Origin of the sequence: Collinsella stercoris DSM 13279 (assembly GCF_020735465.1) — a bacterium.
Classification (GTDB): Bacteria; Actinomycetota; Coriobacteriia; order Coriobacteriales; family Coriobacteriaceae; genus Collinsella; species Collinsella stercoris.
In genome coordinates, this window is sequence record NZ_CP085935.1 from 1396888 (window position 1) to 1414659 (window position 17772).

Consider the following 17772-nt stretch of genomic DNA (forward strand, 5'->3'; position numbering starts at 1 on the left):
TTCTCGATTTCGAAACTCGAATATATCTAAAGTTTCGAAACCGAGAAGGCAACATGCGCAAGGGCGCGTCCGCGCGCAAGCAAGATCCTGTTCTCAACGCCGCCCGTCGAAAGGGAACACTCCGCTCCCGGCGGGAAAGCCGTCGCGTTGCCAGTTCCGCCTCTTCGATTCCGGCAGGCACCCGGGATTGGGGCGCCCTTGATCAGCTTAGCCCGTTGATGGTCTCCTCGAGCTCCGCCATGTAGGCGACTATCTCATCGATGCTCGGGTAGCTGCCGAACAGCATCGGCCTCATCGAAGCGTAATCGGCCGCCAACTCGTCGAGCCTGTCCTTTGGAGGGGCGAGCCTGAGCGTGCCGGGCCTCGCGTCGGCCAGCTTGGCCCACGGCGTGCGATAGAACTTCTCTTTGAACCTGACCACCTGTTCGAGAAGGCCAGGCTGCGCTACGGCGCGGCCGAGCACGAACGAGTGGCCAAGGCGGTACATGTCGTAGTAATGGCGGGAGTAGCGCCTGGGCATAGCCTTGCCCTCGGGCCTGTTGGCCTCCTGGTGCAGGATGGTGGCTTTCTCCCAGAACGTGCGCTCGGGACTCGCGGTGCGCACCGTGGTCGACAGCTCGGGTCCGAACGGAACCACGTCCGCCGCGTACGGGGTTATCGCCGCCTCCTCGGAGGACGACAATGCCGCCATAGGTCCTATCTCCAGCTTGATGGTGTCGAGTGTGCCCGCTGACTCGTAGGAGCGCGGGTAGTCGAAGTACACAGTCTCCTCCTCAGCCCCGCACCTAACGGACGCTTCGGTGCCGAGGGACTCGGAGAGCGTAGCCCTGAGCTTCGGGACGAAGGCATCGGCCAGGAAGGCGTTCGTGCGCTCGATGCTGTCGGCCTTGAACCGCTCCTGCGCCGAGTTGCTGCGCGGCTCCCACGGTTCGTCCTTGCCGTAGCCCAGGAGCCGCCAATCGAGTATGAGGTCGATGTCCTCCGAGAAGCGCTCGATGAGCCCGAAAGCCTTCGACAGGCTCGTACCGCCCTTGAACACCATGGACTCGGCGAAGCCGCTTCTGTGGAAAAGGTGGTCCAAGGTGTAGCACACCCAGAAGTCCTTCTCGACGACGGCCGGCGCAAGCGCCATCCTCCGCGCGGCGGCCTCGAAGACCAGCCTGCGCTCGTCGGTCGAGGCCCTAGCGATCCTGTCCATGCTTCGCCTCCCATATCTTCTTCGCGGCGTCGGCAACCCAGGAGGTGAGCCCCGCCGACTCTTCCAGGAACGCGCCGGCCTGCTCTTCCGTGAGGTTGCGCGCGAGCGTTCCGATTTCCTCGTCGCCCACGTTCTCGCGTCCGAGCGCCTTGAGGGCCTGCACGATGGTGCAGGTGATCTGCGAGCAGTCGAGCAGGTCGCGGTTGGCGCGGTGCCGGAGCTCGATATCGTACGGCCCGTACTCGTAGCGCTTGTACGGGCCGCTGCTGACGTAGACGAGCTTAGCGGGCACCTGCGTGTCGAGGCCCAGCGCATTGAGCGCCGCGTCGCCGGACGGTGCGACGATCCACTTGTTGGCACGGGCGACGGCGCGCACGACCTCGTCGGCGCTGGCCGGCACCTCGGTGCCCATGAGCGCGCTGCGCTCCGGCGCGTAGTAGACGCCGCGGATGGCGCGGGCGATCCCTCCCTTTGCATGCAAGCGCCCGAGCGCGTTGGCAGTGTTGCGTCGGCCTGCGACGTCGGAGAAGTCGGCGGCTGTGAAGGCCCTGCCGGCGCCGAAGCTCTCTATGCGCTTAGCGATGGCCTCTGCTTCTGTCATAGCGCTCCTCCTTTTTGATGAAAATAGTATATATCTTTTTCATCAAACTGCCTTTGATTGTCTTCGTCGCCCGCGCATCGCACCTGCGGTCCCTCGCCGCGCCGGCGCGCGCGTGCGCACGAAAGCGGTTGCGCCTCCCAATCGCGGCCTGGGATTAGCACCGAGACATCCCGAAGAAATCGTCGCTGGGCCCTTTCTCGCGCGTTGCACACTTTCCGGGCGGCGGGGCCTCGACGATCAGATTGTCCGCTTGCTATCAATCCTGTCATCGCCAGGTCAATATGCGTTGAATCGATGCAGCAGGCGCATAAAAGCAAATGAAGGCCAAAGACGCCCATTCAAGATCAGCCGCACGCAGGCGGGTATCGAAAGGAGGCATTGCCCTCCTAGAATGTCCTCTCTTCCCGCATGAACTCGGGGATGTTGGCATGAATGATGCCATCCCTTTGCTGAATGGGGTCACTTCACGTCAACAGATACTTGGGATAGCTGTCCTTAATCAGAGTGAAAGGCCGGTATATCAAATTAGAGGTTTATTGAGAGGCTTCGTGAGTTCGTGTGGGTAGGGATCACGAAGCCTCCTTTTTTCTTATCCAGGAAAACTTGCTTATGGGCGACCCTCGAGCGCCTCGAGATAGACCTCGGGATGCCACAAGCTCGCCTCGCCGTGCCGCCAGCCAGGGCGCTCGACGAGCGTGCTGTCCGGCATGGCCTTAGCCAGGGCGCGCGCCGAGCGCACCATGATGCGGGGCTCCTTCCCGCCGACGAGGATGGTGGCCCGCGCCCCGCAGCCCGCGAGCTCGGGCTTCAGCCGGTAGGAGCTGTTCGCCCGCATGAAGGCGATCATGTCCCGTTTTGATATGGCGCAGCTGTCACGGTAGTAGGGCTCGTAGAGCTCCTCGGGGAGGTGGAGGCTCGCGAACTGCGCCCGCGTGAACCAGGGACGCCGCACGAGCGGGTAGCTCAGGGCGACGGCGGGCGCGACGAGGGCGCGGGCAGCACGCATGGGGAGCACAAGCGCGCTCTCGATGACAGCGCGCTCCGCGATCCTCGGCCGCCGCGCAAGGGCCTCGAGAGCGACCTGCGCCCCAAGGGAGACGCCGCCGAGCGCGTCGACGTGCCCACCGAGCTCGCGGTCGATGAGGGCAACGAGCTCGGAGGCATTGTCCTCAATCGAGGTGAACGGGCGGTCCGAGCCAGCGTGTCCGTCGAGCACGGGGAGCACGACACGGTACCCATTGGCGGCGAGCAGGTCGGCGACTGCCCGGTAGTTCCACCACGAGAGGCCGCCCCCGTGCAGGAGCACCGCCGTCCGCAGGCCCGAGCCGAGCGTGTGAGTGACCATCTTGATCCTTTCGACGGGGACATTGCCCGGCCGCGCCGTTGGAGGCTCCCGCGAGCCTGGACCGACGCATGAGCGCACGGCTCTTCTCGTCCCGTGCGCTCCATTATACGGGCGGCATGCGGGAGTTTTTAACATTGGGCCCTCGGCATGTTCTTCTCGGCATGAGACGCTTTGGAACACGGGGCGACGCTTTGCGCGAAGCGCCGGGAGGTTATCGACATATTCTCGGACGAATGTGCAAAAGCGTTGATTGACGTGCATGGATGGTTGTTCTAATCGTTCTTCTCGTCCCCTGCGGAGCAAGACCCGGAACGGGGCTTGCGGAGCCCGCGCAGTGACCGCGTAGGGAGCGCGAGCGACCGGAGCGGGCACGGAGCGGTGCGGAGGGTGACAGCGGAACGCTGGCACCCTCGGCTGCGGAGGCAGACCGCTTGCGGGCTGCCGGAGCGTGGAGCAAGACGGGTCGGGCGCCGCCGTGTGGTCCGATGCGGGCGGGATCTTGCGCGGCGGCCGGGCTGGCTTGCGGAACAGGAGCGTCGACTCTGGCGGCGCGACGGGCGAGCGACCTTGGCGCGAGCCGCTTGCTTGCGTCGCTGCAGACCTCAGCCGCACGAGCAGGATGGGAAGCGGCTATAGGGACGGCATTGGCGCGCATGAATGGCGGCATGGGCGGGAGTTTGGGACGGGCGCGTAACCTGAGCGGCGATTGACGGAACCGTCCGGGAGGTGCGCTGTGGAGGGTCTGGATCGCGATTACTGGGTGCCGGAGCATGTTCGGCCACGACGTGCGCCTTACAGAGGAGGGCGAGCGTGCCGCGTCGGCGACGCTCGAACGTCATCGCTTCTTCGAGCGGCTGCTCATCGAGTCAGGCGTGGACGCCGAGACCGCCTCGGCGGAGGCCTGACGCATGGAGCGCTGCCTGTCAGAGGGCTCCTGCAGACGTTTCGCGGCCTATCACGGGAGATGGACGAGCTGCCGCTCGTCTATCTCCCTGTCGCACAATTACCTCTTTCAATAGGCCGCGCCCCAACGAATGGGTACCATTTATCCGGGTGCACTTGGGGCAACGGGTTGAAATACCTGCGCAAGGTCGCTCGCAGAACACGCAACATCAAACACGACAGATGCCGGACCCCGGACGACAGCACCGCGAAAGACGAGCATTCCGACCACAACCGAACAATTCCAGCTACTAGGCAGGCGCCCGCATGGGCGCCTTTTTTCAGGGAATCAGTCGCTCGTTCATGAACGCAGCCATCGGCCGCTTCATGAACGAGCGACCGGCTTGACCTAGATCGAACCGCCTTCATCTCCGTCTAGGCGCCGGCAATCAACATCGTAAATCCGCGCGTGCTACAATGCGGGCACCAGAGATGAAAACACAGTCCCCGTCGGGTAGTCGTGGGCGTGCGGGAGTCCGCATCAGTAACCTGCCTCCTTGGTTGTCCCTTCTCTGCATGGTCATCTATATAAAGGAGGAGCCAACCATGCAGATCAGCGTGTCGTCCACCCTGACCGTATATCACGACGGCCAATTTTGGGTCGGTCTGGCGGAACATGTCGAGGACGGAACATACGACGTCGCCCGCATCGTCTTCGGTGCGAAGCCGTCCGATGAGGAAATCCTGCGATTCGTTGTCAACAAATGGGCGAAGCTCTCGTTCTTCGGCGACGATTCGGCCGAGGCGAGCAAGCCCGCGAAGAACCCCAAGCGACGCGCTCGCGAGGCGTCGAGGGCCCTCAAGCAGCCGGCGATGGGCACCAAGGCGCAGCAGGCGCTCGCGAATCAGCGGGAGACGCTGAAGTGGGAATCGGCCCAAGCAAGAAGCCAACGCCGCGCGGACGAGGCGGAGGCGCGCTTCGAGCAGCGGAAGCTGAAGCGCAAGCGGAAGCATCGAGGGCATTGATCGCCATTTGCGGCGAGCCTTATGCAGAAGCCGCGTCGGTTCCACTCGAAACCGACGCGGCTATCCATTCATAACTCGTCAACAGTCGATCCCCATCTCACTCGTATTCGATATATGCATCCTGAATACGAGGCCGTCAGATCATAACGGCGAATGCCGGTTATCAATGCAAGAGTCTGCGGGAATGTAGATAGTGCCTCGCGGTTCAGGCCGGCAATTTTCCACCGCGTCGCCCATATGGCCCTCGAAGAGTTCGCAACCGTAACAAACGTTGGGAGGCCTTTAGCGGCAGCCCTGGTTCCATCGGACTATTCGGTTCCGATCGCTTTGCGCGGGAAGTCGAGCAGGCGGTCGCGGTAGTACTCGTATTGTTGATTCCGTGCCTCGATCTCGGCGGGGAGGCAGTCGGTCAGCGATGCCGTGGGGGTGTCGAAGCGGTCGAGGACATCGACGACCTTCCGCTGGGTGGCGATGGATGGGGCGGGTATCTCGACTCTCGCTAAGTCCACAGGCGCGACTTCGATTACCCTTGCCCTTTCGCCGCCTTTCGTTTGGATATCTGAAAGTCCTGAGCAGTAGCTAAATATGCTAGGTATCTCGGGATAATGCTTTCAGTCGCATACGCGCAAGAGTGTCCGCTGATTGCAACCGGCTGTTCGCCTTCCCACGCCAATGGTGTGCAAACATCTTCGATATTCTCGCTTGTTATGGCAATAATCACGTCTCCAGGGTTTGCCTTTTTCGATTTAGTGTATTGCTCTTCAGATCATCGTGGTGTGCTCGTAGCCGCGCTCCACGAGGAGCCGCTCGGCAACGTCGAGAATCTTCTCGACCGTCTCCTCCGGGTACTTATTGCGCGCCGCGGGCAGCTCCGTCCTTATTATCGCGATAAACATACCATGAGTGGCGTACGGGTCGAGAAGGGCTGGCGCCAAAAGAGCCCAACGGCCGTTACAGCTTCGTTAGAAACGCGCCCCACCATGGATGGTGAACCCGAAAGGTAAGGCGCGCGGGCACGGCGACTCGGCCCGCGCGCCCGGAAGAGAAAGGACGAACCCATGGGTTACATGCTCGAGACGCGCGGGCTCACCAAGCGCTTCGGCCGCGGCGACCAGGCGCAGGATGCCGTGGCCGACGTGAGCCTTCATATCCGCGAGGGCGAGGTGTACGGGCTGCTCGGCCCCAACGGCGCCGGCAAGTCGACAACGCTCAAGATGATCTGCGGAATGCTGCAGCCGACGGCCGGGGAGATCCTCTTCGCCGGGCACGCCTGGCGCCGCGAGGACCTCTACGCCATCGGCAGCCTCATCGAGGAGGCGCCGCTCTACCCCAACCTCACCGCGCGCGAGAACCTGCGCGTGCGCACCACGCTGCTGGGCCTTCCCGAGAGCCGCATCGACGAGGCGCTCGCCGCCGTGGACCTCGCGGACACCGGGAAGAAGCGCGCCGGGCGCTTCTCGATGGGCATGCGGCAGCGCCTGGGGCTCGCCCTGGCGCTTCTCGCCCGGCCGCGCCTTTTGGTGCTTGACGAGCCCACCAACGGCCTCGACCCCATCGGCATCGAGGAGCTGCGCGACCAGATCCGCGGCTTCGCGGCGGCGGGCACGACGGTCCTCGTCTCCAGCCACATCCTCTCCGAGGTGCAGCAGATGGCGGACACCATCGGCATCATCTACCGGGGGCGCCTCGCCTACGAGGACGCGCTTCGGCCCGGGCAGGACCTCGAGGAGCTCTTCATGAGCGTCTGCCGGGAGGGGCGGCGCTCCCGCGGGGAGGTGGCGGCATGACGGGCGAGAAGACCGGCCTGATCGCGGGCTTGCGCGCCGAGGCGCTGAAGTCGCGCCACGCGGCGCCGGTTCGCCTGGCCGTGCTCATGGCGCTGCCGATGCCGCTGCTCGGCGCGATGCCCTACCGGGGCGTCCAGTCCTTCAGCGCGTGGAACTACTGGTACGCGCTCTTCCTGCCCGTGGCGCTCTCGCTCGTGGTGGCGTGCGTCGCACGGGCGGACGCGCGCACGCGGATGCGGGGCCTGCTGGGCCTTGGCTTCCCGCTCGGGCGCGCCTGGTGGGCGAAGGCGCTCTGGTGCCTCGCGCTCTGCGCGCTCTCGAACCTCGTGGTCTTCGGCGTCTACCTCGCGGAGTCGGCGTTCTCCTCGCAGGGCCTCACGGCCGCCGGCACGCTCACGATGCTCCTCTGCGCGCTCGCCAACACGGTGACCGCGGCGTGGATGATCCCCGCGGGGCTCTTCCTCACGGCGCGGCTCGGCATGCTCGCGGGCATCTTCTGCCCGCTCGCCGCGCAGCTCGTGGGCGGGTTCGCCTGGTCGCTGGTGCCGCTGCCGCAGCTCTTCCCGCCGTCGGCGAGCATGGTCATCCCCACGAGCTTCATCCCCGTGCTGCCGAGCGGCGAGCCACTCGCGGCGGACATGGCGCTCGGCGGGGCGCTCACGGCGGACGGCATGCTCACACTGGCGGGCCTTGCGGTCTGCGCGCTCGCGTTCGCCGCACTCACGGCGGCGGGCGCGGCTTGGTTCGCACGCTCCGAGGAGAGGTGATGGCCATGACACGACTCTTCGACCCGACGCCGCGCATGACTCTCCCGCGGGCCCTGCTCTCCGAGGCCCTGCGCCTGGCGCGCTCCCCGCTCACGGCGGTGCACCTCGTCTGCGGTCTGGCAGCCGGTCTTGCCTGCGGCGAGTACTTCTCCGTAACCCGATGGGACCCGGCGCTGGGCGCGGACGCCTACGTCCAGTTCCTCGGCGCCCTCATGCCGCTCATGTCCGCCATCGTCTGCGGGCTCGCCGTGGACGAGGAGCGCGCTGCCGGGCGCCTCGCCAACCTCACGGCGGTCCCCTCGCGCGGGTGCGCCGTCGCGGCGAAGCTGCTCGCCCTTGCGACGCTCGGCGCGGGCGCGCTGGCCGTGGCGCTCGGCGTGTTCGGGGCCGTGCTCGCCGTCGCCGGGCGCCTGCCGCTCGGGCCCGCTCCGCTTGCGGCCGCCTGGGCGGGCATCGTGCTGGGCAGCCTGCCCCTCTATGCGCTGGGGCTCGGCGTGGCCCTGCGCCTCGGCCGCAACGCCGCCATCGGCGCCGGCGCGGCGGGGATGCTCCTCGCGTTCTTCTCAGTGGGCGGACTTGCGCACGGCCTCATGACCGGCAAGCTCACCGGTGCCCTGGCGACGCCCCTGAGCTGGGTGCCGCTCGCCTGGCCCGCGCGCCTGGGGTCGCTCGGGGTGGAGGCCTTCATCGACGCCGCACGCGCGGCGGCCCCTCTCCTCACGACTGCGCTCGCTGGCCTCGTGCTCACCCTGACAGCCGCCGCCGTCCTTCTCGCCTGGTTCTGCCGCTTCGAGGACGGGAGGGCAGATGCGTAGGAAGCCGCTCGCCGCCGTGCTCGTCCTCCTCTCCGCAGCGCTCGTCCTGGGCGGGAATGCCCTGCTCGACGCCGGCTGGGGGTCGGCGCTGCGCTCGATCGCCGACCGCGTGCTGCCCAACCCTGAGATCGCCATGTGGGCGCCCGCGCCCGAGCCCGGTAGCCACGCGAGCTCCTACGCCGACGCCACCGGGGCGGGGGCGAACTACGTCTACCTGGTGGACGCGGCGGACGATAGGGGCAATGTCCGAGAGCTCCAGCTCATCTTCTTCGGGCGGGAGTCGGACGGCGAGGGCTGGCTCGAGATCGAAGCGCACGGCGGCTCGGGCGTGCGCTACCGCGCGTGCGACGCGGCCGAGGCGCCCTCGGCTGCGCGCGGGGCTCTGGACCGCTGAGCGCGGCGCAAGTACAATGCCGACGGGAGTTTCAGGAGGTCGAATATGGCGAGGATACTGGCAGTGGATGACGAGCGGGCGATCCTCGACGCGCTCGCGCGCGTCCTCGGCCGCGACGGCCATGAGGTCGTCAAGGCAGCGGACCCGACGGCGGTCCCGGGGACGGACCTCTCGCGCTTCGACCTCGTGCTCTGCGACGTCATGATGCCGGGGCTCGACGGCTTCGAGCTCGTGCGGCGGATCCGCCCGGACTTCGACGGGCCCATCATCTTCCTGACCGCGCGCGTGGCCGAGGAGGACGCCGTGGCCGGCTACGGCCTGGGCGCCGACGACTACGTCCGCAAGCCCTTCGGGGCCGCGGAGCTGCGCGCCAAGGTCGCGGCCCATCTACGCCGTGAGCGCCGGCCGCGCTCGCACGCCCTCTCCTTCGGGGAGGTGCGGATCGACCTCGGGGCGCACGGCCTCGCCGTGGGCGGCGAGGCCGTGCCGCTCACGCCCACCGAGTACGCCATCTGCGAGTACCTCGCCCGCCACCCCGGGCAGGTCATGAGCCGCGCGCAGATCCGCGAGGCAGTGCTCGGCTGGGAGAGCGACGCCGACGACGCGGCCATATCCATGCAGGTCAGCCGCGCCCGGAGGAAACTCTCCGAGGCCGGCGCCGACCCGATCGCGACCGTCTGGGGGATGGGGTACAAGTGGCAGCTCTGAGGACCGGGGCGCGAGGTCGCGGGGGCATGCCGCTCTCCTTCGTCATCGCACGCTACTTCGCCTACGCGTTCGCGGCGGTCGCCACGGCGTGGCTCGCCTCGTTCATGGCGCTCTCCGCGGCGATCAACGCGGGCCTCGTCTACGAGGCGAGCTGGGGGCCGGCCAACGCGCGCGAGGTCGCGGAGGGCCTGGCACGCGACGGCGTCTGCGGGCAGCAGGACGTGCCGACGGCGTACCGCTACCTCATCCTGAACAAGAACGGATACGTGCTGATGACAGACCTCGAGGGCACGCGGCTCGAGGGCGCGGCGGAAATGGCCCGTGCGGCACTCGCCGCGGATCCGGGCACAGTGGAGATCGAGGGCGGGGGCTCGGGCCTCACCCATGCCGCGTTCCCGCTCAAGGGCGGCGGGGCCTGCGCGCTCGTCAGCGAGTACCTGCCGCAGTGGGTCTCGCGCGACCTTGCCGGCCTGCTTCCCAACCCGCAGAACCTCATGCTCGTCGGCGCCGCGGCGGGAAGCGCGCTCGCGCTCGCGCTCGTGGCGCGCCGCGCGAGCCGCGTGATCTCGCGCAAGATGGCGCCGCTCGCGGAGGCGGCGGGGCGCGTCGGCGCGGGGGAGCTCGACTTCGCGGTCGGCAGCACCAACGTACGCGAGGTAAACGACGTCCTCGCCGCGGTGGACGCCATGCGGGCCTCCCTCGCCGAGTCGCTCGAGGCCCGCTGGGCCGCGGAGCGGGGGCAGCGCGAGCAGGTGGCGTCGCTCGCCCACGACCTCAAGACGCCGCTCACCGTGCTGCGCGCCAACGCCGATTTCGTGGCGGAGGAGCTGGAAGACGAGAAAGACGCCGACCTCGCGGCCGCCGCGCGCGACATAGCCGGCGGTGTCGAAAGGCTCGACGGCTACGTGCGCCTGCTCATCGAGGCCTCGCGCGGGTCCGGCGGGGCGGAGAAGGCCCCCATGCGGCCGGCCGAGCTCTGCGAGCAGGTCCTCGCCGAGGCAGCCCAGATCGCCCGGGCGCGAGGCGTGACGCTCGACGCGGCCACGGGCCCCGCTGTCGCGGGCGCGCCCGAGGCCCCGCTCGACCGAACCGCCCTGGCGCGAGCCGCCGCTAACCTCGTGGCCAACGCCGCCGAGCACGCGCGCTCGCGCGTGGCGGTCTCCTGCGACGTCGAGGGCGGCCACCTCGTCATCGAGGTGTCCGACGACGGACCGGGCTTCTCTCCCGCCGCCCTCGAACGCGGCTGCGAGTGCCTCTTCACAGACGACTCCTCCCGCTCCTCGCGCGACGGAGGCCGCCACTACGGGCTCGGTCTCCACGCCGCCTCCGAGGCCGCGAGCGCCCACGGGGGCTCCGTCTCGCTCGCCAACAACCCCTCGGGCGGCGCGGTGGCCACCATCGTGGTCCCCCTGTGAGGGCCTGACGACTCAGGCCCTCACACCGGCGTGGCTCGCAACCAAACGCTTCCCGGATAATAATGCCCGTTGCGGGGATCGCCCTGGCTAGTCGCCGCCCATGTGCATGAGCATGTCAGCGATGCGAGTCGCCATCTCGTCCGCCGCTGCACGGATGTTGGCGACCCAGGACGCAAGGCCGGTCTGATCGGATGCCTCCGCTTCAAGCACGTCGTAGTTCGCGGTCACCGCCATGAGCGGGGTGACGAGGTCGTGCGAGGCGGTGCAAACGAACGCGCGCTCCCGCGCCTCGGCCTCCGCCACCGGTCGCAGGGCACGTCCCGCTGCCGCCCACGCCACGGCGAGCGCCCAAAAGCCGAAGCGATCGGCGTCACTCGCTTCGCTAAATCAACTATATGGGATGACGGATCACGGTCTTAAGCTTCTCCGGCGCGCACTTGCGCGGGTCGGAGAGGTAAATCTCGTGATACAGGCGAAATACGGAGAAGTCGGGGGCGTAGCCCTCCTCCGCTGCGAATGCACGCATGGCATCTATGGTCGTCGGCTCTTCGTCGTAAGGCCCAGTGTGCATGCACTGAACGCAAAGGCCCTCGTCGAGCCTCAGCAGCTCGACCGCCGAGAAGTCCAGCTTCTTCTTGGCGGCAGCTTCCGAAACGGCCCAGCCGAAGTCCTCGCGAGTGACGAAATCGGGCAGGCGGATACACGAGATGAAGTTGAAGTCGTCCTTCCTCGTGTAATCGATCTCGCCACCGGCGCGGTCTTGCCACCAGAAGCCCTCGAGCGGCGGCACGACGAAGTCGAAATAGCCTTCGATTTCCCGCGAGCCCTTCTTCGACATCTTGATGGTATAGGCAACGCCGTAGAGCAGCGGCAACGTTCTCTGGTACTCGCCATCTTCGGCATTGGGATTACCCTTGCCCCGCACGGCGACGTAGCTCATGGGCGGAACGGTAACGACGCCCGGCTTGCTCGACGGCCTGTAGAGCTCCCTGAACTCCTTCTTGAAATCGTATACCATCGCAACAAACCTCCCTGAGCTTGGATTTCCATCGAATCGGTTCAAATAGAGCAACGGACGCGGCTTCGGAAGAAACCGCGTCCGTTGGCAGACATTATATCATAGAATCGAACGTATGTTCTACTCCCACTCAGTAATCAAATCGTGCATTTCCATGGTCTCTCGTTTACGTGGTGCACCGCCGTCTCCCCACTCACCGGAATCGGATGGTTTTCGGGTACCCGAGTTGAACTCAAAATGAACTCAACACCGATCTTTCGGTCGGCGGCTTCTAGGACGAAAGGACCACGCGCTGCGCACACGATGAGAGCCCAGACGGCCATCGCATACACGCGAAGACTGGTACTCCAAAACCCGTACAGCCAAACCCGACTACAAGCTCATCGATAACCCACTGTCAAACCGTTCTCAAGATAACAGCACGATCTTGCTTCAGCTCAGAGCTCCTTTACGGCCTGATAATCCCAATAATATTTTCCGTTTTTGTAATATTGCATCGCCACGTGCTTCCCGGACCATTTGATACAGTCCGGGCATTTGTCCCTATCAACGCGTGTCGAGTTGTACAGGACAACGATAGCCAACCCGTCACTTTTCGCCTTCTCGCACTCGTACTCAACGTAGCTGCGATAATCGACATGGTGGCCACGGGCGCAAGCCCTGGTCCATCTGTTGTAGCTCGAGCACAGTTGGCAGCCGCCACTCCTGAGATCCTTAGTTTTCTCTCCCACAACGAGCACAAAACGTTTCGAGACATTAAGTCTCTGGCTAAGTGATTTTTTGATACTGCAATTCAAGCTCGTGTCCCGAGCCTGATGAAGGTCGTGGGCATCGATGAAGTCCAGCGAAAGATACTTGCTCTCCTTCCATTTGTACAGCTGCTCAATTGCATCTTTGTCCCCGTCCCAATCCCCGGCGATATACGTCTTCGTCCTATAGGCCATACCGTGAAACTCCCTTCATCTCATACAGATCAACTTTGCTCATTGCTTCACTGGTGAGAACGATACTGATAGGCTGCGAGAAATAACAGCCCGTCGATCTCAAAGTGCACAACATACACTTCAGCAGTTCGCTCACACTCTTTTGCCGGACATCATCAAATCGAGTAATTCCCGATCCCAGGAGCGGAAGCGATATTGGCCGTCCCGCATACGCCCTGCAAAGCTCTTGCCACATATTCATGAGACATCTCTCATATTCGGCCATCGTCAAACGAGCCTGTTTTTGCTCATCGAAATGCGAAAACGCGAGCAAGAGATAGTCCTCCCCAAACCGCTTGATTGTCCCAAGGTCATATTGACGGCGACCGTCGCGATCATATACAGGAAGAGGCGAACTCTTTTCGCTTTCAATTTCACTTCTTAATTCAGCCAAATCATCAACATGGCAATCGATGAACTTACCGTTCAACGAGGAATGGGAGATAACGATGTCGTCGACGTCGGAATCGAAGTACTCATTGAACGGAACAACCTTTTTCCCATCTTGGGCAAAAAGGTCTCCTTCGACTATCTCGATTCGATTGCCATTTATTTCTAGTTCGATATGCTCTCTGTAGAGACAGGCTAGAATAAAGCGGATGGATACTACGAGTGCAGCGAAAACAGCAAGCACAATGAGCAGATAGACCCACCATACTTGACCGGGAATCATGTCATGAAGTGAAATACCAGAAACCGCAAGCGCTGTCTCCACCACGGCTACAATTCCGGTAGCGACGGAAATCGCATCCTTTTTCAGAATAGATAATTTTGCACCCTGAGGCAGACCCATGTCTCCTCCGATCTCAACCAACTCACTCACCAAACCCGCGCTTCCAGTCGAGGTACTCCTCCTCGGAGATCTCCCCGGAGTCACGCCTCGCGCGCATCGCCGCCCACGCTCTGACCGCCGCGTCGAGCTTCTGGGCGCCGGGCGCCGCGGGGTCCACGGCGACCCGAGCCCCACCATCGTCGGCCTCGGGCGTCGCGCCGAACCCCTCCTCGAGCCGGAACAGGACCTCGAGCGCGTCCCGGGCAGTATCGACCCCGTAGTCGACGAGGGAAGCAGGATCTACCTCCAGGGCGCGAGCAATCGCCTTCAGGTGCTGCGGCCGGGGCGTCCTGAGCCCGAGCTCGTAGTTGCGAACCGCGGACTCGGTCACGCCCGCCATCTCGGCGAGCTCGCGCTGCAGGAGGCCGCGCCTCGTCCGGAGCTCGCGTATCCTGCTGCCGTCCGCCATGTCTCCCCTGTCTCTCTTGTATATCTGGTGCACCTGCTTATCTCAGGATAACGCATCAGGATATGAAGGATTGTCATGTTGACCGTTCGATTTCGTGCTGCTAGTATCCGAACTGACAGCACGTTTTCGTGCTGTCGCGAGATTGGAGAGAGATGGAGAGCAGAACCATCGGCGCGGACGAGGTCGCCGAGGCCCTCGGCATGTCGCGCGCCTACGCCTACAAGCTCATCCGCCGGCTCAACAAGGAGATGGAGGAGCGGGGGTGCATCACCGTGCCCGGGCGGGTCAGCCGCGCGTACTTCGAGAAGCGCCTGTTCGAGGGCGAGGGGGATTCCGATGTCGGTGACAAGGGATAAGCGGAACGGCACCTGGTGCGTCCAGGCCTGGTACAAGACCTACAACGGCAAGCGCGCCCACAAGGTGAAGCGGGGCTTCAAGACCAAGCCCGAGGCGCTCGCGTGGGAGCGCGACTTCTACGCCGTGCAGGCGGGCGACATGGACATGAAGCTCGTCGACTTCCTCGAGCTCTACAAGAAGGACATGGGGCCGCGCCTGCGCCTGAACACCTGGAAGACCAAGGAGTCCATCATCACGAAGCGCATCCTCCCCTACCTGGGCGAGAAGCGCATGAACCAGATCGCCCCGGTCGACATCGTGAGGTGGCAGAACGAGCTGATGGCCCTCGAGAAGCCGGGCGGGGGCGGGTTCTCCGCGACCTACCTCAAGACCGTCAACAACCAGCTCTGCGCGCTCTTCAACCACGCCGTGCGCTTCTACGGCCTCTCGTCGAACCCGTGCCGCAGGGCCGAGTCCATGGGCTCGAAGTCCGCCGACGAGATGAGGTTCTGGACCAAGGACCAGTACCTCAGGTTCTCGGACGAGATCATGGACAAGCCGCTCTCCTTCCACGCCTTCGAGACGCTCTACTGGTGCGGCGTGCGCGAGGGGGAGCTGCTCGCCCTGGAGCCGCGGAGGTTCGACTTCGAGCGGGGGACCCTCACCGTCGCGGAGTCCTACCAGCGCATTGACGGGCAGGACGTCCTCACCGACCCGAAGACCCCGAAGTCGAAGCGCGTCATCGCCATGCCGCGCTTCTACGCGGAGGAGATGGAGGCGTTCCTCTCCGCGCTCGACCTCGACCCCGACGAGCGGATCTTCCCCGTGACCAAGTACTTCCTCAGCCACGAGATGGCGCGCGGGAGCAAGGCGGCCGGCCTCGAGCCCATCCGCATCCACGACCTCAGGCACAGCCACGTGTCGCTGCTCATCGACATGGGCTTCACCGCGCTCGCCATCGCGGACCGCATGGGCCACGAGGCAGCCGACATCACCTACCGCTACGCCCACCTGTTCCCCAGCGTCCAGGCCGACATGGCCCGCGCCCTGGACGGGGCGAGAAGGGAGAACTGACATGCCCTGCCCCAACTCCGCCCGCGAGAGGAGCGTCACCATCGGCTTCCGCGTCACGCCCGAGCAGGCGAGGCGCATCGACCTCATGGCCCGCGCCTCGGGCATGACCAAGCAGGACTACCTCTACAAGCGGGCCCTCGAGGAGGAGGTCGTCGTCAAGCCCGACGTGCGCGTCTACAAGATGCTCCGCGACGAGATGGCGCGCGTGTACCGGGAGCTCAGGCTCATACGGTCCGCCGACGAGGTCGACGAGGGGCTCGCCTGGACGATCGACTTCCTCGCGCGGGAGTTCTCCGCCATGCGCGGCGAGGCGGAGCCCTCGGACGTCGAGCGGGAGGACGCCCTCATCTTCGGCATGTCCCGGAGGTGAGGGGCGAGCGTTCCGCCCTCTTCCGATGCGGGGCATCGCCTACGCCGCCTGAACCGCTGCGCTTTGGAAGCATGCTCCCGGCTCCCCGCTTCCGTAGGGCCAACGGAGTGCCACAAGCGTGTGGGTTTCCCCGAAGCCTTTATCTCTCAGGCGAAGTGGGGTATACTGCCTGCAGTGTGAAAAGCCCTCGGGCTTTTAGCGGCTGCGGGTACCTGTACCTTCAGCCGCATTTTTCTTTTTTGGAGGCACGACCATGAAGGATCGTCCGCTCATCTCGGCAGAGCGCCAGGTGGCCCACCTCGCGGAGCGGGGCGTCCGCTTCGACATAATGGGCCCCGAGGACGCTATCGCGTTCCTCCGCGACAAGAACTTCTTCTTCAAGGTCAAGGCCTTCGCGAAGTGCTTCTCGAGGTACTGGGACCCAGCGTCGGAGAACTACGGGCGCTACGTGAACCTCGACTTCGCCTATCTCGCTGAGCTCACAAGGCTCGACCACCATCTCCGCGAGGTCGTCCTCTCGATGACGCTCGACATCGAGCACTACATGAAGGTCCATCTCAACCGAGCCATGATGGACGACGGCGCCGACGGGAAGGAGGTCCTTGACCTCCTCTTCGCCCATGAGAGGGAGCGGAAGGAGAGGTTGCTTGAGGAGCGGTTCGACCCCCGGAGGTCGAGCGCGGCCATCGAAAGGATCGGGGCCATCGCCGACCGCCTGGACGGAGCGGACGGTGCCGAGCAGGCGAGGCTCCTCCTCGAGCTTCTTCACATCGCCGAAGACCAGACCCTGGGAATAGACCCTGAGCACCTCGAGCGCAGCATCTCCTACCTCGGGGACTCGAACTACACCCGGGACCTCGCGAATAAGTACGGCAGACGCGAGGACATGTACGTCTGGAACTACCTGGAGCTCGTCTCCTTCGGAGGGATCATCGTGCTCTACAAGTTCTACTTCTACGAGCTCAGGAAGGCGCGTAGCGAGAAGGCCGAGTCCGTCAAGCAGCTCCTGTTCCCCGTGAAGGCCCTGCGCAACGCAGCCGCGCACAACGGCAACGTTCTGAACACGATCGGGCAGCGCCTTCAGAAACCCGTCGGCGCCATCGCAACGGCGGCGAAGGAGGAGCTCGGAATCGATCGGGAGCTTGTCGCCCTCACGAGGCGCTTCCCCGTCGTTCACGACTTCACCGCGCTCGTGCTCTACTTCGACAGAATCGTCAATGATGCGGACGCGAGGTCGGAGAAGGCGGCGTGCCTTCACGCTCTGCGCGAGCGCTTCCTCAAGCGCGCCGACTACTTCGAAAAGCAAATCGAACTGGACCGGGGAATCAGGGTGCTGGGGGAAGTCATGCGTTCGGGGGCCGAGGCGATGTCCTCGGATTCCCTATGAATCGCCGTCCTGATTTCCGAGAAATTGGGCGCCTGCAGGGCCCGGCGAGACTCCAGGGCCCTGCAGGGCCGAGCGGGAAAGAGTAAGTCCGAGTAGGTCCGAGCAGCCCAGCAGTAACCCGTCTGCCAACAGCATAAAATCCGCAGCTCAGGCGCATGACATGCCGTCACGCAAATCGGCTGGTTCGGGTAAGAGTAAGTCCGAGTGGTCAGAGTAGAGCCCGACTTCCCCCTCTCGGCCGGGCGCAGAGCCGATAAGGCGAACTCCAGAGACAACCCAATAACGACGAGCCGAGGCCGGCGGATGCCGGTTATTCCTCGTGCGCGCAGCCTGTCACGGGCCCCGCTTTCCCCGCAAGGGCCGCGATGCTTTTCCGGCTTCTTTCGGGCTCGGCCGCCCCCGCTCAGAGCGACGCCGGCGAAGCT

At 64.7% G+C, this 17772-nt stretch carries 22 protein-coding genes; 12 read left to right on the forward strand and 10 right to left on the reverse strand.

Translation table 11 applies throughout. The features are described 5' to 3' along the window. Nucleotides 1-202 precede the first annotated feature (202 nt). The 3 genes from LK434_RS05970 to LK434_RS05980 form a co-directional block, all read right to left on the reverse strand. On the reverse strand, nt 203-1198 hold the full coding sequence (locus tag LK434_RS05970) for a nucleotidyl transferase AbiEii/AbiGii toxin family protein (RefSeq protein WP_006720107.1): 996 nt from the start codon (nt 1196-1198) through the stop codon (nt 203-205). Further along, complete coding sequence (locus LK434_RS05975) at nt 1182-1799, reverse strand: DUF6088 family protein (RefSeq protein WP_006720106.1); 618 nt, start codon at nt 1797-1799, stop codon at nt 1182-1184. The genes LK434_RS05970 and LK434_RS05975 overlap by 17 nt, the downstream gene beginning before the upstream one ends. A gap of 607 nt (nt 1800-2406) precedes the next feature. After that, entirely contained in the window at nt 2407-3144 is a 738-nt protein-coding gene (locus LK434_RS05980) for an alpha/beta fold hydrolase (protein WP_006720104.1), read from the reverse strand. A 770-nt stretch (nt 3145-3914) separates the two neighbouring features. Here LK434_RS05980 and LK434_RS05985 point away from each other — a divergent pair. Then, nucleotides 3915-4049 carry an iron dependent repressor, metal binding and dimerization domain protein gene (locus LK434_RS05985; RefSeq protein WP_083784177.1) on the forward strand — a complete coding sequence of 45 codons (135 nt, stop codon included), beginning with the start codon at nt 3915-3917 and terminating at the stop codon, nt 4047-4049. Nucleotides 4050-4632: 583 nt separating this feature from the next. Continuing rightward, complete coding sequence (locus tag LK434_RS05990) at nt 4633-5052, forward strand: YjdF family protein (protein ID WP_040360509.1); 420 nt, start codon at nt 4633-4635, stop codon at nt 5050-5052. A gap of 308 nt (nt 5053-5360) precedes the next feature. Here LK434_RS05990 and LK434_RS05995 read toward each other — a convergent pair whose 3' ends face one another. Next, nucleotides 5361-5561, reverse strand: a complete 201-nt coding sequence (locus LK434_RS05995) for a restriction endonuclease subunit S domain-containing protein (protein ID WP_006720100.1) — start codon at nt 5559-5561, stop codon at nt 5361-5363. A gap of 252 nt (nt 5562-5813) precedes the next feature. Further along, a complete protein-coding gene (locus LK434_RS10520; protein WP_006720099.1) occupies nt 5814-5948 on the reverse strand; it encodes a hypothetical protein in 135 nt (44 codons plus the stop codon). Between the two features lie 162 nt (nt 5949-6110). On the opposite strand from LK434_RS10520, the gene LK434_RS06000 reads away from it, so the two are divergent. Genes LK434_RS06000 through LK434_RS06025 form a run of 6 tightly spaced genes read left to right on the forward strand, consistent with a single transcriptional unit; the run spans nt 6111 to nt 10938 of the window. Then, a complete protein-coding gene (locus LK434_RS06000; RefSeq protein WP_006720098.1) occupies nt 6111-6839 on the forward strand; it encodes a lantibiotic protection ABC transporter ATP-binding protein in 729 nt (242 codons plus the stop codon). Beyond that, on the forward strand, nt 6836-7606 hold the full coding sequence (locus tag LK434_RS06005; protein ID WP_006720097.1) for an ABC-2 family transporter permease: 771 nt from the start codon (nt 6836-6838) through the stop codon (nt 7604-7606). The genes LK434_RS06000 and LK434_RS06005 overlap by 4 nt, the downstream gene beginning before the upstream one ends. Beyond that, entirely contained in the window at nt 7606-8421 is an 816-nt protein-coding gene (locus LK434_RS06010; RefSeq protein WP_227917660.1) for an ABC-2 family transporter permease, read from the forward strand. Before LK434_RS06005 ends, LK434_RS06010 begins: the two co-directional genes overlap by 1 nt. Further along, entirely contained in the window at nt 8414-8815 is a 402-nt protein-coding gene (locus LK434_RS06015; protein ID WP_006720094.1) for a hypothetical protein, read from the forward strand. Before LK434_RS06010 ends, LK434_RS06015 begins: the two co-directional genes overlap by 8 nt. A gap of 45 nt (nt 8816-8860) precedes the next feature. Next, the gene (locus LK434_RS06020; RefSeq protein ID WP_227917661.1) at nt 8861-9523 is read left to right on the forward strand and encodes a response regulator transcription factor; all 663 of its coding nucleotides are present in this window, start codon (nt 8861-8863) and stop codon (nt 9521-9523) included. Beyond that, nucleotides 9511-10938 (forward strand): sensor histidine kinase, encoded by a 1428-nt coding sequence (locus LK434_RS06025; RefSeq protein ID WP_227917662.1) that lies wholly within the window; start codon nt 9511-9513, stop codon nt 10936-10938. The genes LK434_RS06020 and LK434_RS06025 overlap by 13 nt, the downstream gene beginning before the upstream one ends. Before the next feature lie 87 nt (nt 10939-11025). Here the strand turns inward: LK434_RS06025 and LK434_RS06030 are convergent, their stop codons facing one another. From LK434_RS06030 to LK434_RS06050, 5 genes are all read right to left on the reverse strand, one after another. Next, nucleotides 11026-11277 (reverse strand): histidine kinase dimerization/phospho-acceptor domain-containing protein, encoded by a 252-nt coding sequence (locus LK434_RS06030; RefSeq protein ID WP_147351882.1) that lies wholly within the window; start codon nt 11275-11277, stop codon nt 11026-11028. Nucleotides 11278-11329: 52 nt separating this feature from the next. Next, nucleotides 11330-11956, reverse strand: coding sequence for a GyrI-like domain-containing protein (locus tag LK434_RS06035; protein ID WP_006720090.1), 627 nt, complete (start codon nt 11954-11956; stop codon nt 11330-11332). Nucleotides 11957-12393: 437 nt separating this feature from the next. Then, nucleotides 12394-12900: a TIR domain-containing protein gene (locus LK434_RS06040; RefSeq protein ID WP_006720088.1), complete on the reverse strand. Its 507-nt coding sequence runs from the start codon at nt 12898-12900 to the stop codon at nt 12394-12396. After that, on the reverse strand, nt 12890-13732 hold the full coding sequence (locus LK434_RS06045) for a macro domain-containing protein (RefSeq protein WP_040360667.1): 843 nt from the start codon (nt 13730-13732) through the stop codon (nt 12890-12892). The genes LK434_RS06040 and LK434_RS06045 overlap by 11 nt, the downstream gene beginning before the upstream one ends. 22 nt (nt 13733-13754) lie before the next feature. Continuing rightward, a complete protein-coding gene (locus LK434_RS06050; protein ID WP_006720086.1) occupies nt 13755-14213 on the reverse strand; it encodes a helix-turn-helix domain-containing protein in 459 nt (152 codons plus the stop codon). A gap of 119 nt (nt 14214-14332) precedes the next feature. On the opposite strand from LK434_RS06050, the gene LK434_RS06055 reads away from it, so the two are divergent. The 4 genes from LK434_RS06055 to LK434_RS06070 all read left to right on the forward strand — a co-directional run bounded on the left by LK434_RS06055 (nt 14333) and on the right by LK434_RS06070 (nt 17347). Continuing rightward, the gene (locus LK434_RS06055; RefSeq protein WP_006720085.1) at nt 14333-14536 is read left to right on the forward strand and encodes a hypothetical protein; all 204 of its coding nucleotides are present in this window, start codon (nt 14333-14335) and stop codon (nt 14534-14536) included. Further along, nucleotides 14517-15590, forward strand: coding sequence for a site-specific integrase (locus tag LK434_RS06060; protein WP_006720084.1), 1074 nt, complete (start codon nt 14517-14519; stop codon nt 15588-15590). Before LK434_RS06055 ends, LK434_RS06060 begins: the two co-directional genes overlap by 20 nt. A gap of 1 nt (nt 15591) precedes the next feature. Beyond that, entirely contained in the window at nt 15592-15960 is a 369-nt protein-coding gene (locus tag LK434_RS06065) for a plasmid mobilization protein (RefSeq protein ID WP_006720083.1), read from the forward strand. Between the two features lie 253 nt (nt 15961-16213). Continuing rightward, nucleotides 16214-17347 (forward strand): Abi family protein, encoded by a 1134-nt coding sequence (locus LK434_RS06070; protein WP_006720082.1) that lies wholly within the window; start codon nt 16214-16216, stop codon nt 17345-17347. The last annotated feature ends 425 nt before the right edge of the window (nt 17348-17772 follow it).

Bases quoted from the DNA above. Each gene is read 5' to 3' on its own strand.
- LK434_RS05970 (WP_006720107.1), bottom strand. From the start codon at position 1,198: ATGGACAGGATCGCTAGGGCCTCGACCGACGAGCGCAGGCTGGTCTTC.
- LK434_RS05975 (WP_006720106.1), bottom strand. From the start codon at position 1,799: ATGACAGAAGCAGAGGCCATCGCTAAGCGCATAGAGAGCTTCGGCGCC.
- LK434_RS05980 (WP_006720104.1), bottom strand. From the start codon at position 3,144: ATGGTCACTCACACGCTCGGCTCGGGCCTGCGGACGGCGGTGCTCCTG.
- LK434_RS05985 (WP_083784177.1), top strand. From the start codon at position 3,915: ATGTTCGGCCACGACGTGCGCCTTACAGAGGAGGGCGAGCGTGCCGCG.
- LK434_RS05990 (WP_040360509.1), top strand. From the start codon at position 4,633: ATGCAGATCAGCGTGTCGTCCACCCTGACCGTATATCACGACGGCCAA.
- LK434_RS10520 (WP_006720099.1), bottom strand. From the start codon at position 5,948: ATGTTTATCGCGATAATAAGGACGGAGCTGCCCGCGGCGCGCAATAAG.
- LK434_RS06000 (WP_006720098.1), top strand. From the start codon at position 6,111: ATGGGTTACATGCTCGAGACGCGCGGGCTCACCAAGCGCTTCGGCCGC.
- LK434_RS06005 (WP_006720097.1), top strand. From the start codon at position 6,836: ATGACGGGCGAGAAGACCGGCCTGATCGCGGGCTTGCGCGCCGAGGCG.
- LK434_RS06010 (WP_227917660.1), top strand. From the start codon at position 7,606: ATGGCCATGACACGACTCTTCGACCCGACGCCGCGCATGACTCTCCCG.
- LK434_RS06015 (WP_006720094.1), top strand. From the start codon at position 8,414: ATGCGTAGGAAGCCGCTCGCCGCCGTGCTCGTCCTCCTCTCCGCAGCG.
- LK434_RS06020 (WP_227917661.1), top strand. From the start codon at position 8,861: ATGGCGAGGATACTGGCAGTGGATGACGAGCGGGCGATCCTCGACGCG.
- LK434_RS06035 (WP_006720090.1), bottom strand. From the start codon at position 11,956: ATGGTATACGATTTCAAGAAGGAGTTCAGGGAGCTCTACAGGCCGTCG.
- LK434_RS06040 (WP_006720088.1), bottom strand. From the start codon at position 12,900: ATGGCCTATAGGACGAAGACGTATATCGCCGGGGATTGGGACGGGGAC.
- LK434_RS06045 (WP_040360667.1), bottom strand. From the start codon at position 13,732: ATGGGTCTGCCTCAGGGTGCAAAATTATCTATTCTGAAAAAGGATGCG.
- LK434_RS06055 (WP_006720085.1), top strand. From the start codon at position 14,333: ATGGAGAGCAGAACCATCGGCGCGGACGAGGTCGCCGAGGCCCTCGGC.
- LK434_RS06060 (WP_006720084.1), top strand. From the start codon at position 14,517: ATGTCGGTGACAAGGGATAAGCGGAACGGCACCTGGTGCGTCCAGGCC.
- LK434_RS06065 (WP_006720083.1), top strand. From the start codon at position 15,592: ATGCCCTGCCCCAACTCCGCCCGCGAGAGGAGCGTCACCATCGGCTTC.
- LK434_RS06070 (WP_006720082.1), top strand. From the start codon at position 16,214: ATGAAGGATCGTCCGCTCATCTCGGCAGAGCGCCAGGTGGCCCACCTC.